This window comes from Phycisphaeraceae bacterium (assembly GCA_019636795.1).
GTDB lineage: Bacteria > Planctomycetota > Phycisphaerae > Phycisphaerales > UBA1924 > JAHBWW01.
This window is the reverse complement of sequence record JAHBWW010000003.1, coordinates 257,127-272,037: the sequence shown is the minus strand read 5'-3', so window position 1 is coordinate 272,037 and position 14,911 is coordinate 257,127. Positions and strand designations below refer to the sequence as shown.

Below are 14,911 nucleotides of genomic sequence, written 5' to 3'. Positions count from 1 at the left end.
TGGGAGAATTGGCGAGAATCAGTCGGCGATGGGGAAAGTCGCGAGTTGATCCTGGCGGTGTTGGCGAGCAGCCTCTGCGTAAGCAAATGTGTCAGAGAAGGAGACCGAACCGAGTGAGTCGCCGACAGCGAGCATTGAGCGACCGGAATACCCCTCGTTCTGGTAGACACTCGTCCCGATCGGATCAGCTGCTGCGAGATTGACAGTGTGGTCCGAGGACGCTGTAAGCATCCACCAATCGCGGTCTTGGACGGTTGGGAACTGAAGGTGGGATTGGCGGTGGGCGTTGCACCCCCCCAGAACGAGTACAGATAAAGTGACGGTTGCGATCGTGGCTCGCCTCATGTTGCGCCTCCTGTGACTCCGCAAAGAGATCGGCGCTCAGAGGTTGCGTGGTGAGTGGCAGGCAGAGGAGCAGAGGTTGTTGGGCGCGCTGAGACTGTACAAAAGTCGCGGTTTGACGTGAGCGTGGTGGTTCTGGGGTGCAGAGCGGAAAGAAACCCCGTATTATGGGCGTGCGTGGACAGGTGCGATAACGCCCGTAGCAGGAAAGGCGGGTTTCGTGAGCGACGAGAATTGGCGTTCGCTGGCTGAACGGACTGCGAACAGGATACGGATGCTCCAAGCGGATCTCTCGGAAGAGGATGCGGCGTCGCGTCGTGAGCATGTTGCGGAGGAAATTCGCGCTGCGCTGGAGAAGATCGTGCCTCAGGATCGGGAGAAGTTTCTGGAAGCACTTGAAGAGAGGTTTCCGGCGTGGGAGTCGGAAGAGATGGGGGGGATGCGTAAGTCGGTTGGTGCACAGGCAACACCGGCGACGGTTTCACCGACTGACCTGGCGGAGTTCAACGACCCTGGTTTTCTGGTGCGGCAACTGGCAAAGGTTGCGGGTTCGATGACACCGGCACAGCGTGTGAGTGCAGCTGAGCAACTTTCGCAAGCGGGGTTCACGACTGGCGGTGCTGCGGGGGTGTCGGCGGAATGCATGGACAGACTCCGAGCTTCATTGCAGGTTGCGCCAGGGGCGCCGGTTGATTTCGAGAGATTGGTTTCGGTGATGGGGCAGTTGCTGGAGAAGGTGTTCAGCATTGATGAGATCGCGATCAGGAACTGGAAGCAGATTTCGCAGAGCGGGCGAGCGCGCGGGCGTTCGGTGATGGCGGGGCTGCTGGGACAGTATCTGACGAACGATCAAGCGGTTGGGAGTTCGCAGGTGACGGAGGAGTTGGAATCGTTTCGACGGCTTTCGGCGTCGCTGCTGCTGGCGCTGAGTCAGACGGGGCAGTCGGCGTACCAGCAGATGCGCAAATACCATCCGGACGAGATCGAAGGGGTGATTCGGACGGAAGGGTCGAAGGTGCTTGTGAGCAACGAGGTGCGATGCTGGCGGCGGTACAGGGAGATGGCTGAGACGCTTGATCCGGCGCAGGTCGAATCGGAAGTGCTCAGGTCGCTTGCAGGTTTTGTGAATGATTGGATGAGTCGGCAGTCTCGCTAGGATGGATCCGAATTGCTTGTGAAGAGAAGGAGGCAAAGCGGGGCATGACGCTTCAGGTTCATTGGCACGAAGGTTTGTTTCTTCAGCCGCACCATCTGCAAACGATGCAGCGGCAGATGCTCTCGCGAGTCGCGACGGAGCGGCGTTTGTCGTGGGGCTATCCGTACGGAGTAATCGAGGCGAGGCTTTCGACGGACGAACTGGAGAACATGCGTCTGCGGTTCGATCGGCTGCATGTCATCATGCCGAGCGGGCTGGAGGTGATTGTTCCGGAGAATGCGGATCTGCCGGCGCTGGATATCGAGACAGTGTTCAATGAGAGCACGTCTCCGTTCGGGGTGAGCATCGGGGTGCCGTTGTGGTATGCCAAGCGTGCCAACGCGATGGAGATCGGGGGCGAAGGCGATTGGCGTGTCAAGCGGCTCTATCGTGTAGCGGAGCAGGATCATGCGGACGAGAACAGCGGGGAGAATGCGCAGACGCTGATTGTGCGGCGTGTGAACGCGAGGCTGTTGTTTCCGGATGACGATCGCAGCGATATGGAAACGCTGCCGGTGTTGCGAATCATGCACGCGGCGGGTGAGGAAACTGGGGTTCCGAGGCTGGACCCGAATTTTATTCCTCCTTGCATGCTTTTGAGCGGGAGTTCGGTGCTGCGTGAGGCGCTGCGTGATCTTTCGAATCAAGTGGAAGCTGCGAGGAAGGAAGCGGCACAGTTGTTGTCGCGTGGCGGGTTCAATGTTGAGGCGCTGCGTGGGGTGATGGTGCAACAGATGATGAGGCTCTCGACGCTGAATTTTTATGCGTCGAGGTTGAGCACGCTGGTGCAGGCCCCGGGTGGGGTTTCGCCGCTGGATATGTATCTGGAGTTGCGTGGGCTTCTTGGGCAGCTTGCGGCGTTGGTGCCGGATGTGGACCCGTTCGAGGCTGCGCGGTATGACCATGACAATCCTGCGGTAGCGTTTCTGAGTCTTTCGGAGCGGATTCGGTCGTTGCTGCGTGGTGAGGGTGCGGCGACGTGGATTCGCGCGCTGTTCAGGCTCGAAGGCGGGATTTACATCACGGACCTGGAGGACAAGCACCTCAAGGGTCCGAACGAGTATTTTCTGGGGATCAGGACCAAGCGCGATCCGCGAGAGCTTGCCAAGTTGGTGGAGGATCAGGACGAGTTCAAACTGATCGCCAAGTCGATGGCGCGGACGCGGGTGCGTGGGGTGAGGTTGGTCGAGGAGCGGCATCCGCCAATGCAGTTGCCTGCGCAAGTGGGGTTGCATTACTACCGGCTGATGCGGTCCGAGAGCCAGCGAATGTGGGACAAGATCAGCAGCGAGCGTGCGCTTGCGGTGAATTTTCAGGGCGTCGAATCGTCTGGTTTTGACGAAGTCGGGTTGTACATGACTGTGCCCGGATGAATTCCGGGAGGGGTTGACATGCGTACGGAGATGCGACTGCACGATCTATGCGAGCCATTGTTTCAGTATGTGTGCAGGCTGAACCGGTCGGCGCGCAAGGGAGTGGGTCTTGAACCGAATCTTGTGCGTTCGGATATTCAGGCCTTGTTCAGCGAGATGCGAGCGCGTGCGTCGCAGGAGCCTGGGCTTTCGGATCAGTTCGCGAAGGTGGAACTTGCGTTGATCTACTTCGTGGACTTCATGATCAAGGAGAGCCGGTTGACGTTCGCGGGGCAGTGGCGTGAACTTGCGCACGACCAGGGCAAGATGGCGGGCGACGAAGAGTTCTTTGATCTTCTGGATGAGACGCTGAAGGACCCGAGCGAGGCTGCGGTGGAGCGGCTTGTCGTGTATTACTCGTGCCTTGGGCTTGGATTCACGGGGTTCTACACGGGGCAGCCTGAGTATCTGCGCAAGAAGATGATGGAGATTCAGGCGCGGATTCGTGGCGTGATGGACACAGACACAAGCGGGCGCATCTGTCAGGAAGCGTACGAGCATGTGGACACGAGGCCTCTGAATCTGCCGCCGCTGCGGAACCTGACGGGCATGGTGGTGGTGCTGGTTGCGGTGCTGATCGGCGTGTTGGTGACGAATTGGATTTTGTACGCCGGAGCGGTTGGGGAACTTGGCAGCGCGCTGGATGAGATCATCACGCCGAGCAGTCTGAAGAAGAACTGAAGGGTGTTTGAAATGCGGCGCGGAGCGCCGAACCGGGAGTTACGGATATGAGGCCGAGTCTGACAGCGTTTGTGAATCTTCCGATGCCGGTGAAGGCGGCGATGATGCTGTTTTCGGGCGCGGGGTTGGTTGCCATTCTGTTCTGGTTGAGCAGCATGGGGGTCTTTGGCAATGCGTTCGGGTATCTGCTGCTGGTAGCACTTGCGGTAGCGGCACTGGTGGGCGGGATCTTCATGTTCATCATGAAGAAGATGGAGAAGCGCAAGGCCAAGCCGTTCGAGCAGAAGTTGGCCGAGAGCAATGCTGCGACGCCTGGCAGTGTGAGCGACCCAGGCAGCCGCGCGAAGTTGGATGATTTGCGCAAGCGTTTCGAGGAAGGGATTCAGGTCTTCAAGGACCACGGCAAGGATCTGTACACGATGCCGTGGTATGTGATCGTGGGCGAGCCTGGCTCGGGCAAGACCGAGGCAATGCGGCATTGCAATGTCGGGTTCCCGCCGGGGCTGCAGAATCAGTTGCAGGGGGTTGGCGGCACGGTGAACATGCACTGGTGGTTTACGAACCAGGCGGTGATGATCGATACGGCCGGTCGCTTGATGTTCGAGGATCTTGAGCCGGGACAGACAAGCGAGTGGTCCGAGTTCTTAAAACTGCTTCGGATCGCGAGGCCGAACTGCCCGCTTAATGGGATGCTGCTGGTGATTCCGGCCGACAGCCTGATCAAGGATTCGGCCAACGACATCGAGCGCAAGGGCGGCAAGATTGCGCAGCAACTGGACAACATTCAGCGTGCACTGGGGGTTCGGTTCCCGGTGTATGTGATCATCAGCAAGGCGGACCGGATCAACGGGTTCCGCGAGTTTTTCGATGATCTGACCGACCCGGTGACGCAGATGCAGATGATGGGGTGGTCGAACCCGAACGATCTTGATACGCCGTTTGATCCGTCGATGATTGAGCAGCACCTCAAGACTGTGCGTGGCAAATTGGTGCGTCGTCGATTTGCGTTGATGTCGGACCCCGTGCATTCGGATGACCCACAGGACCACAGAATCGATCAGGTCGATGCGTTGTATGCGTTTCCTGACAGTCTTGTGAAGCTTGCACCGCGGCTTCGGCGGTATCTTGAGATGGTGTTTGTGGCGGGAGAGTGGTCGCAGAAGCCCCTGTTCCTGCGCGGGATCTATTTCACGAGTTCGATGCGAGAGGGGGACGCGCTGGATGCCGATCTGGCGGACGTGCTGGGGGTGCAGGTTGACGCGCTGAAGGAAGGAAAACTCTGGGAACGTGAGCGGAGTTACTTTCTCAAGGACATGTTCATGGAGAAGGTGTTCCGTGAGCGTGGGCTGGTGACGCGCGAGTCGAACGTGAGCAAGAGCCGTCGCAGGCAATCGGCGATTCTGCTCGTTGGCGGAACGATCTTTGCGGTGCTGACTGGTTTGTGGACGTGGATGGGATATACGCAGCTCCAGAAGAACGTTGGAGATTACCGCGACTTCTGGAAGGCGGTTGCGGACGTGGTGCGCGAGGAGAATCCGAGTTATCCCGCGTTGTCGGTGGTGCAGCCGGAGAGCGGTGACTATGCGGACGGGCGCATGTCGGCACTCGATCTTGGTCCTGTTGGTCGCAAAACGAGGCTCGAAGTTCAGGTAGATGCCCACGCGCACGCCAAGGCGGTTGAGGCAGGAGTTTCGACATCACTGATCTTCCTGCCGGTCAGGGCGGTGCAGGGGGACGTGTGGAATAAGCTGCAGACGGCGCAGGAATCGCTGTTCGATCGGTACGTGGTGCAGGCGTTCTTGAATGAGTCGCGTCGGCGGATGCTTGAGTCGGCAAGCGATGAGGGCCGAAGCCGTGTTGGGAGTGATTGGTGGCACTCTGGCTCAGTCGGCGTGCTGGGAACGCTGATGAGCATGCAGAAGGCGGGCTTGTCGGGGGTAGAGTGGAAGCCGACGTACGAAGTCTGGCTGAGTTCGTTGGGAAATTTGCCGGAGGGTTCCGGGTTTTCGGCGACGGTGCCGAGCGATCAATGGGAACCATTTGCGCAGGATGTTCCGCAGTTTGTCGCAATCATGACATCGCTTTATGGAGAAGATGCCGCTGCGTGGGCGCGCGTGGCGAAGGTGGACGCCGAAGATGCCCGCAAGGCGGTTCGGCGAGGCGCGGCGTCGTTCTCGGAGGCGTGGAGGCCGAGCGGCGGCGGGGAGAGCGGACTGCTGAGACTGATCGAAGAGTTTGCGCGCGAGGGGACTGTGTATGACGAACTCGAGGCGGCAGTTCTCACGTTCGAGGGTTTTGGAAGTGTGGCATCGAGCGCAGAGTTTGAGCAGCGACGCAAGGCCTGGCTGGAGCAAGTCGGGAAATTGGGTGAGAGCAAGGCGAAACTTGATGCGTTGATGGCTCTTGAGCCGGAGGTTGAGATCAGGCCCGGGCAGCCGCCGCTGAAGGAGAGGCTCGGAGAAGTGCTGTCGCGGGAGACGCCGATTTCGCTGGCCACGAAGGCGAAGCGCATGGCGACGAGCGAGGTTGACGCGACATTTAAAGCTCTGATTGATGCAATTCCGACGGACCTGAGCACCGACAAGACCGAGCGAGCAGCAGAGCTGTCCGAGCTTCGGCGTGCGCTGCAGGAGCGCCAGACCGAGTATGTGCGGGATGTTGATACGCGCGTGGACGCGTTGATGGATCCGAAGAGCAACGCTGAGCAGATTCGCATGAGGCTGGCCGGTCGGGCGCAGGGGAGCACGCGTGTGCACTATCAGTCGCGTTTTGAGCGGATTGCCGCGGTGGCTGGTGTGATTGAACGCGATCGCGACCGAGCGGGCACGGATGTGTTTGCACTCGGCAGGTGGGCAGGTGTACTCAAGAGTGATATGGATCGGGAGCGTTCGCAGCTGCCTTCGCAGACTTCGGCGATGGAGGGCATGCCGCGGTTTGAACTGGTGCGGCGAGTGGGCACCGAGGCACTCAATGCGTACGAGTCGTTCAACATGACGGCGGTGGTGCGCGATGTGCTCAAGGAGTTGAGCGAAGGAGAGATCAGGTCGCTGGTCAAGTCTGGCTCGGCTGCCCAGCGAGAGAGGCTTTCGCTCGGCCTGGACACTCTGCCGATGGTCAGTGCGACAGATGATCGCAACACTGTGAACCCGGATTATGACTGGCGCGTTGCGAGAGAAGTCTTTTCGTCGATTGCAGCGATCAATGCGAGGGTGAGCGCGACGACGGGCGTGGGTGTGCTTGATCGTGAGACCGAGATCAGTCCGGCGTATCAGAAGTTGAGCGAGAAGCTGCGAGCCTACGCGAAGGAGTATGTGAACTACTGGCGAGTTGAAGTGCCCAAGCGGTATGCACCGAGCATCGCGCAGGGGACAGGCGGTGCGGGCGGGGCGTGGGCAGCGACCTGGGCGGTAGCCAATGACGTGGAAGCGTCGTTGGCGTGCCAGCGTCTGAGCCACATCACGGCTCGACTGCTCGAAGCAATGGAGGCTGTTCCGGCGGAGTATCGGGCGGACTCGGACGGAGTGAATGTCAATGACTTCATTACGGCTTTGCAACGCGATCAATCGTCGCTGGCGGCAAACGAGATTGATCAGTTGCGGAGACAGGCCGAAACGGCGCGTGATGCATGGGTGACATTGAATCGGGATCCTGGACCGGCTCATCGTGTGTTCTCGAGTGAACTGCGGTCGTTGCCGGCTTCTTCGTTCAAGAACAAATATCTCGCTACGGTGTCTGAAGCGGGCATGGCCATGACGCCGGCGCGGGTGTACTGGAGCGGGTTTGTCGAGGCGATGATGGAGGCGATGTGGCAGAGTTATGCCAACGACGCAGCGGAGGCGGTGAGGCAGTTGCGTCAGATTCCGCCGGCGTTCCCGCTGGCACTTGATGGTACAACCTTCTCGACGCCAGAGGAGGTCGAGCGAGCCAGGCAGTTGGTGACGAAACTGCTCGGGGAGGTCGGCACGGGTCAACCTGTTGGCGAAGGGTCGCGGTCGACGAACATTCCGGGGATTCCGGACGATTTAGATCGCAAGCTCGCAAGGCTTAAAGGTCAGGGGGTTTTCGAAAGCGCGGCTCAGGAGGCATGGATTCGCAACCTCAATAAAGTGACTTCGGCTCTTTCGACCGAAGCGAGGGAGCGTGTGCAGATCGAGATTGTGCTGGTGGGCAATGCGGAGCAGAATGCTGCCTTGTCGTCGAGGCTTCGCCGCGCGCGCGTGACTTCGGGCGGCCAACCAATCCGGGCGCTGAGCACTACGGATGGATGGATGGATCCTGGATTGACGCAGGGGGTATCGCTGGGGCAGTTGGAGGTGCCGCTGCGGAGCGGGGCGATTCAGTTCGAGTTTGCGCCCTCGGAGCAGTTGCGTAACGATGTGAAGGTAGTTGGAGAAATCCCCGGGCCCTGGCATGGGTTGCTCGCGATGAAGGATGCGAACCCGCAGCGTTCTGCGGATGGTCCCTTGCTGATGCCATTGGTGATGCGGAGTCAGCAGGCGGGATTTGAGGGGTTGCAGTATTTCGTGGGAGTGAAGATCAGCGGTGGAGCGTTGCCTTCGCGTGATGAGTGGCCCCGCGTGAGCGATTGGCCTCGTTGAGTGAGGGTTCGGAGGCGAAGACTCGGAGTTGCGTTCGATGGCAGATGATCAGACTCGAGTATGGGTTGGCGCGTTCGGGAAGCACCCCGGGTGGGACGACCATCTCACGGATCAGGGGCTTGAGACCGAGCTGCTGGTGCGCGTCAAGAGACTGATCTATGTCGAGGGCATCGGCGGTAATCTGGACGCTGGCGCGTGGGATGCGCTCGATGCTGAGGAGCGGCGCAATGGGTTTGACCATGTGTTCCTTTGGCGGTGGGCTGAGGGGCTGATTGTCGGGCGGATGTGGTCTTCGAGCGACGGCAAGGGCCGGACGCGGTATCCGATGATCGTGTGCGCACAGGCGCGAGGCTTGGCATCGTCGTGGGTCGTGGGGGCATGTCTGGACAGGCTCGAACGACTCGCGGCGGAGTGTCGTGCGAGCAGCGATGCAGGCGGCGTAATCATGGGGGTTGATCGCGCGCGACAGGAGTTGCGCGGGCTCGGAGCGGGCGCGCCGCCGGCAAAGGCTGAGGGCGTGTCGGGTACTCCCGCGTTGGTGTTGCTTGCCGAGTGCGATGCGATGGGCGAGGGGGCTGAAGGGCTTGTGCGCGTGGGGTATCAGTTGGAGCGTGAGTTTTCTTCGTTTCTGCGGAACGAGGAGGACACGGGGCAGAAGTCGCGTACGGTGGACGTGAGACCTCGGCATATGCGTGTGCCGGCGTGTACGAAAGACGCGGGGCAGGCGTGCGATCGATGGATTCGATATCTGCTGGATCGAGTCGACGTGAGCACGCCGATTCTGGCGATGGCACCAGTTGACGGCGGGTTTGTGGACGTTGTCGTGGGAGTGCCGACGAGTGGGCAGTTCTTGTGTCTGCAGGCGGCGCTCAAGCGGATTCCGCTGAGTACCGACATTCCGTACACGATTGATGAAGAGTTCAGGTCGCAGATTCGCGCACGTATTGAAAAGGCAAGGCTGGGGACTGGACGCGATCGCGACCCTGGGGTTGTGAGCGAGGTGGCTTCGGTCGCGCGGCGGGTCGTGGGGCAGGGCGTCAAAACCGCTGGTAGCAAGAAGAATGTTGGAGTTGTAGTCGGCGTAGTTGTGGTGCTGGTGGTGATCATCGTGATTGCAGCGATGAAGATGTTGTCTTCTGGTGGTCAGAAGCCTTTGAAGCCAGTGCCTCCGGTCGTGAACAATCAGACGCCAGCGACCGACTATGTCGCGAGTGAAGCGCAGATATCGGAGTTTCGAGCGTGGTGTCTGGCGTACAACGGATGGCTTCGACAGTTCGCCGACGATGTGCAGCGGCGAGGGGACACGGTGCGTCTGGATGACCACTTCGCATCGCGTGTGATGGGGCCAGTGGTGCACGCCGTTGCTGAGCGGGTGAGTCTGAATCCGCGTGACGTGGTTTCGAACCCGCCTCCAACGGTGACGATTCTCGCGGAGAATGTGCCGAATGAGATTGCCAAGCCCGAGATCATGAACAAGACGCAGCGTGCGACGCGATTGATAGGGGATGTCGAAGAGGGGTTGCGGTCGTGGCCGGTGCGGCGCACGGCCGAAGCGATGATATCGCAGTTTGAGTCATATAGGTGGTCGGCACCAGCTGAGGAACTGCGGTCATTCGTCACGGCATCGCTGCCGGGTGGGAGCGAGAATCTGATCGATTCAGCTTCGGGGTTGATGCGAGCAATTGAAGCGGCGGCTCCGCTGGGGAATCTGGTCGAGAACCTGGAGCGCAGTACGAAACGAATGAAGGCGAGCGGCGACACGGTTCTGTCGAGCGAAGCCAATGCGATTGCTTCGCAGTTGGCGGCGTTTGCTTCGGCTCGAAGTGTGCAGGAACTCTCAAACTCAGCGGCAGCTCTGGAAGAGTCGGAGGATCTGACACGTCGAATCGAGACCGTGCTCGATACGACGTGGGCAAATGTTGATCGTGACGCGTTTTTCACAGGCAGTCGGGCACACACTGATGCAATTGTGGGAAGCAGCGAGGACCGGCTGAGGCTGTGGCTTGCGGAGGTAGGGCAGGATGTGTATCAGTCGTTGCGGGCCGAGGATGATCCTCGCCCGAACCTGACAGCCAAACGTGATCTGGAGGCGGCTCAGAAGGATCTGGATGAATTGCAGCAGCGTGGCGGGGCCGATGCGACGGATGCGGTCGGAGGGCTCAGAGAACGGGCAAGCACGCTGGCGATGAAACTGGAAGCAGTTGCGAGTCTGCGTTGGAACCGCCTCACGCGGCAGGATGTGGAACAGTCGAGCGAGACGCTCGAGCGCGAAGTGCGGAGTCTGGCGCGCGACATTGGTGCGCTGCGAGGAAGCATCGAGACGGATGCGACCGAGTATGTGCTCAGCCAGCGTGGATTGGGTTCGATTTCGAGCGACGGTTTGGCGTCGATCGATGCGGCGTGGGTGAGCGGGCGCGATGCGTTGCTGGCGCGATTCGAGATTGACGGAAGTCTGGTGGGTTTGCGGCGCGATCTGGATCGACTTCGTGGCGGGCTTCGGCTGGTGGAGGAGTCGAGCCGTGTCGAACTTGGCCTGGAGAGCGCGCCAAGCGGCTGGCAAATCGGCCTGGTGCGTGTTGCCGAGTTGGGTATGCGGAATTCCGCAGTGGCAGAGGTTGTGGCTTCGTGGCGTCAAGGTATCGTTGAAGATGAGAATACGGTTGCGGCTCGCGTTGCCGAGGTGACGGCTGCGTGGGGGCACGGGATGCGTGACCGGCTTGGAGTGTTGCGAGATGTTGAGCGTCGCGTGAGTGCGATGCATGCGATTGATGAGCCTGGCGCGGATGGTCGCACGCTCGAAGTGCTTCTTGATGAGCATTTTGGCGCGGGGCAGGATCAATTTGGCGATTGGGCGATGTGGGAATCGCTGGCGCCATCGCTCTGGAAGCGAATCGAGGGGTTGCGAGCGGTGCGCAAGGCTCGGACAGATCGCACAGCGCTCATGGGTTTGGCCGTGGGGGCAGGTCTTGATGATGGCGCGAGGCTCGACGCGTGGCGGAGTTTGGCCAAGGAGTCCAATGCGTGGCCTGCGCAACGGTCGGAACTGGAAGAAGCGATCGAACTTCGGAGCCGAATCGTGACGGCTGCGTCGAGGCTGGATGATGCGCAGCGTGTCAGCCAGATACGGTCAGAGGTTGATCAGAACTTGGCGCGTGGCTGGCAACGCACTGCGGATGGCGCGGCGGACTGGGACGAGTTCATATCGGTGCTGAAACTGCGTGAACGGTGCGGCGCGACGATCGCGGATGCGAATGATGCAGTGCGTTTGCGTGTACTTGCTCTTCATCTGCGCGATGCGGTTCGGGCTGAAGCAGATGATGAGACCAATCGGGCGGCGATTCGTGAGTCGGTTCGCTCGCATTCGCTTGAAAGGATGAGCACGGGGTGGCTTGCGGAGGTGCTGGCGGTGGTGGATGAGCCGACGGACGGCCTGCCTCCGCTGGATCCTTCGGCGGTGGGGCCAGCGCGGGCGGGTTGGGCGGTAGATGTCGCGAGTAGCGAACAGACGTTGGTGTACACGCTTGGGTCGGGCGGTGCTGCTGAACGGCTGGAGTTTCGGCTGGTGACGGATGCTTCGGGTCGAACGTCGTATGTCAGTGTGCAGGAGTTGTCGGTTGGTGTGGTGGCGGCGCTGGCAGCGTCTGATGAAACGGCGCGGCGTGGGCTGATCGAGAGCCTCGGCGGGACAAGTGATCGGCAGGAATCGCGTGTGGGTATGTTGACATGGCAGTGGCGAGCATCGCGCGACGATGTGGCGCTCGGGGCGGCGGAATCCTGGGTTGCCGGGACCTTTGAGCCTCAGGATTACTACGTGAGGCCGTTGCGCGGTGCCGGGCCAGGGCGCAAGCATCCATTTCATCGGCTTGGATTGTCAGACGCGTTGTTCATTGCGGGCAGGTTGGGGTGCAGGCTGCCGACAATCGACGAGTGGCGTGCCGCGTCGAATGAAGTTGCGGGGCTTGAACTTTCGGGCGGGTGGAACCTGCGGGATGCACGGGTTGCGGAGCAGGCGGCACATATTCGGGCGCGACTGGCGACTCCGGGATGGCGTGGAAGGCTACCCGATGAGGGCGCGTTCGAGGGCTGGCGTGGTGAGGAAGCGCACACATTCAATGATGAGCAGTTGTGGGTGAGTGCTGTCGATGCTGGGCCCGAAGCGGCGTTCCGGCACCTTGTGGGAAATGTGGGCGAGTATGTGGTTTTAAGGTCGAATGACGAGGACGCCTATCGCGCGTTTGGCTCGAATCCCAAGGCAGTGGATGCTGACGCTGCGAGGAGGCTGGCGCGGGAGGTGGGAGCAGGAGTGATTGGGGGTTCGGTCTTCAGCCGAGCCGATGTTTCGGTGTTTGAGCCTCGTGAGGCGAAGGATGTGATCGGCGGATGGAGCGATGTTGGCGTGAGGCTTGCGTTTACAGGGCACGCGAGGTTGAGCGTTGCAGCACGGGTGATGGCGGTGCTGGACAAGGCGGCGTTTTGACGCGAATGCGAAAGATACTGTGTGAAGAATAAGGTCACGTCGGTTGCGGAAATTGCCCGGGGCTGATACTGTTGCAACTCGACAGCAGCATTCGCCCCAGTGCGAGGCTCAACTTCTCGACTTGGCGATGAAGGGAAACGGAATGAACCATCGGAATCTTGGACGACGGGAACTCGGGCGTTTCTCATCTGATCATGCATATGAACTGCGATGCGCCTTGCGATGGGGGTTGGTGGGCCTTGCGGCTTCGGTGATGCCGGCCATAGCGCAGGATGGAGATGGAGGGATTCCGCCGCCACCGGAGGTGCTCGAACTCAAGCGCGATCGGGATCAGGCGATCGGGGATGATGGGTTTCCGATCGTTCTCGATTCGCCAAGTGTGCCGGATGAAGCGATCGATGGGCCCGCGTTTCCGATTGGTGTAGTGACGCTGGAGTACATGCAGGAGCATCCGAACCTGCCGACGATCGAAGAACTGGAACGTGTGCGGTTCGAGTTGGTGCAGACACCGAGCGGGTGGGTCGGGGCCAGGCCGGGGTTGCCAACCATGACGCTCTCGCTCGCGGACCTGCGCGATGGGCAGGTGCGGAACCTGCATGCGTCGGCCATTCGGGCGATCGGGCGTGCGCTTGTGGTGGAGTTCAGGGAGCGAAGCCTTGCGGGTGTTCTGGTGGAGCCGGATTCGAGGCAGATCAGCGCGAGGTTGCGCGATCTGCGCGATGAGGACGAGACGGGTCTGACGCTGTTGATTTACAATGTTCGCGCGACGGAACTGCACTCGATCGCGTCGGGCGATCGCATTCGAATCGAGGATCGCATCGACGCGAGGCAACATCGTCGCATCGTGGAGCGATCGCCGGTGCAGCCCTATGTCGAAGGCGAAACGACCGAGCGGCGCGATCTGGTGCGACGCGATCTGCTCGACGGATACGCGATGATGCTCAACCGTCACCCTGGGCGACGGGTGGATGTGGCGATCGCGCGCGGCGCTGAGCAGGGCGAGGTCGAAGTGCATTATCTGGTGCAGGAGGGCAAGCCCTGGACCGTCTACGCACAACTCTCGAACACCGGCACATCGAATACAGAGGAATGGCGACAGCGATTCGGGTTCATTCACAATCAATTGACCGGCCGCGATGACATTCTGTCCATCGAATACATCACCGCAGGGTTCGAAGCGTCGCACGCGGTTGTCGGGTCATATGAAGCACGTTTTGGCGGGTCTGATCGACTGCGCTGGCGTGTGCAGGGTTCGTACAACGAGTTCACCGCATCGGATGTCGGCGTGCTTGAAGAAGAGTTCGAGGGCGACGGGTGGACGCTCGGTGGCGACTTGATCTGGAACATCTACCAGAATCGAAACTTCTTCCTCGATGTCGTTGGCGGGGCGCGATGGGAGCACATCTCGATCAAAAACGCCACGCTCGGAACCGGCAATGAAGGCGAGGACGATCTGTTCATTCCCCGCATCGGTCTTCAGGCCCAGCAGATCACTGATACTGCGTCATTCTTCGGGTCGCTCAACTATGAATGGACGATGTCGGGGGTGTCGGGCGCGCAAACTGCAACGCTGGAGCAGTTGGGCCGGCTGTCACCGGACAAGGATTGGCAGGTGCTCCAGTGGGACACGTCACTGAGCGTGTTTCTTGAGCCTCTGCTCAACTATACAGCGTGGTCAGACCCATCGACGCCTCGGAGTTCGACGCTGGCGCATGAGGTGTTTCTGTCGTTCCGGGGGCAGTATGCGTTCGGCAAGCGTCTGATTCCCAATGCGGAGCAGGTGCTTGGCGGGTTGTACACGGTGCGTGGTTACAGCGAATCGGCGGTTGCGGGTGATACGTCGTGGGTGGGAACGTTGGAATACAGGTTCCATGTCCCGCGTGCGCTGAAGATCAATCCTGAGCCGAAGCCTCTGTTCAGTAGTGGTCGCCCATTCAAGGTTTCACCTCAGTCGGTGTATGGGCGTCCGGACTGGGATCTGGTACTCAAAGGGTTTCTGGACGTTGGGCAGGTGTACAACAGCGACCGCCGCGTGTTCGAGCGTGACGAGACACTGGTAGGTGCAGGCCTCGGTGTGGAACTCCAATTGATGAGCAATCTGAGTTTTCGGACGGACTGGGGTGTGGTGCTTGACGAGATTGGTGACGGTCAGGAGGAGGTCGGCGACAGTCGTTTCCACTTTGTGTTGACAATTCTCTTCTAATGG

The 14,911-nt window shown here is 60.3% G+C and carries 7 protein-coding genes; 6 read left to right on the top strand and 1 reads right to left on the bottom strand.

The window, feature by feature from the left end; genetic code table 11:
* Positions 1 to 18: 18 nt before the first annotated feature.
* Positions 19 to 345, bottom strand: a complete 327-nt coding sequence (locus KF757_07225; protein MBX3322767.1) for a hypothetical protein — start codon at positions 343 to 345, stop codon at positions 19 to 21.
* Between the two features lie 217 nt (positions 346 to 562).
* Here KF757_07225 and KF757_07220 point away from each other — a divergent pair, with 217 nt between their 5' ends.
* The 6 genes from KF757_07220 to KF757_07195 all read left to right on the top strand — a co-directional run bounded on the left by KF757_07220 (position 563) and on the right by KF757_07195 (position 14,908).
* Entirely contained in the window at positions 563 to 1,498 is a 936-nt protein-coding gene (locus KF757_07220) for a hypothetical protein (GenBank protein MBX3322766.1), read from the top strand.
* A 44-nt stretch (positions 1,499 to 1,542) separates the two neighbouring features.
* A complete protein-coding gene (gene tssK / locus KF757_07215) occupies positions 1,543 to 2,910 on the top strand; it encodes a type VI secretion system baseplate subunit TssK (GenBank protein MBX3322765.1) in 1,368 nt (455 codons plus the stop codon).
* An 18-nt stretch (positions 2,911 to 2,928) separates the two neighbouring features.
* A complete protein-coding gene (locus KF757_07210) occupies positions 2,929 to 3,630 on the top strand; it encodes a DotU family type IV/VI secretion system protein (GenBank protein ID MBX3322764.1) in 702 nt (233 codons plus the stop codon).
* Positions 3,631 to 3,677: 47 nt separating this feature from the next.
* Complete coding sequence (locus tag KF757_07205) at positions 3,678 to 8,228, top strand: hypothetical protein (GenBank protein MBX3322763.1); 4,551 nt, start codon at positions 3,678 to 3,680, stop codon at positions 8,226 to 8,228.
* A gap of 37 nt (positions 8,229 to 8,265) precedes the next feature.
* Positions 8,266 to 12,705 (top strand): hypothetical protein, encoded by a 4,440-nt coding sequence (locus tag KF757_07200; protein MBX3322762.1) that lies wholly within the window; start codon positions 8,266 to 8,268, stop codon positions 12,703 to 12,705.
* A gap of 253 nt (positions 12,706 to 12,958) precedes the next feature.
* Complete coding sequence (locus KF757_07195; protein MBX3322761.1) at positions 12,959 to 14,908, top strand: ShlB/FhaC/HecB family hemolysin secretion/activation protein; 1,950 nt, start codon at positions 12,959 to 12,961, stop codon at positions 14,906 to 14,908.
* Positions 14,909 to 14,911 lie beyond the last annotated feature (3 nt).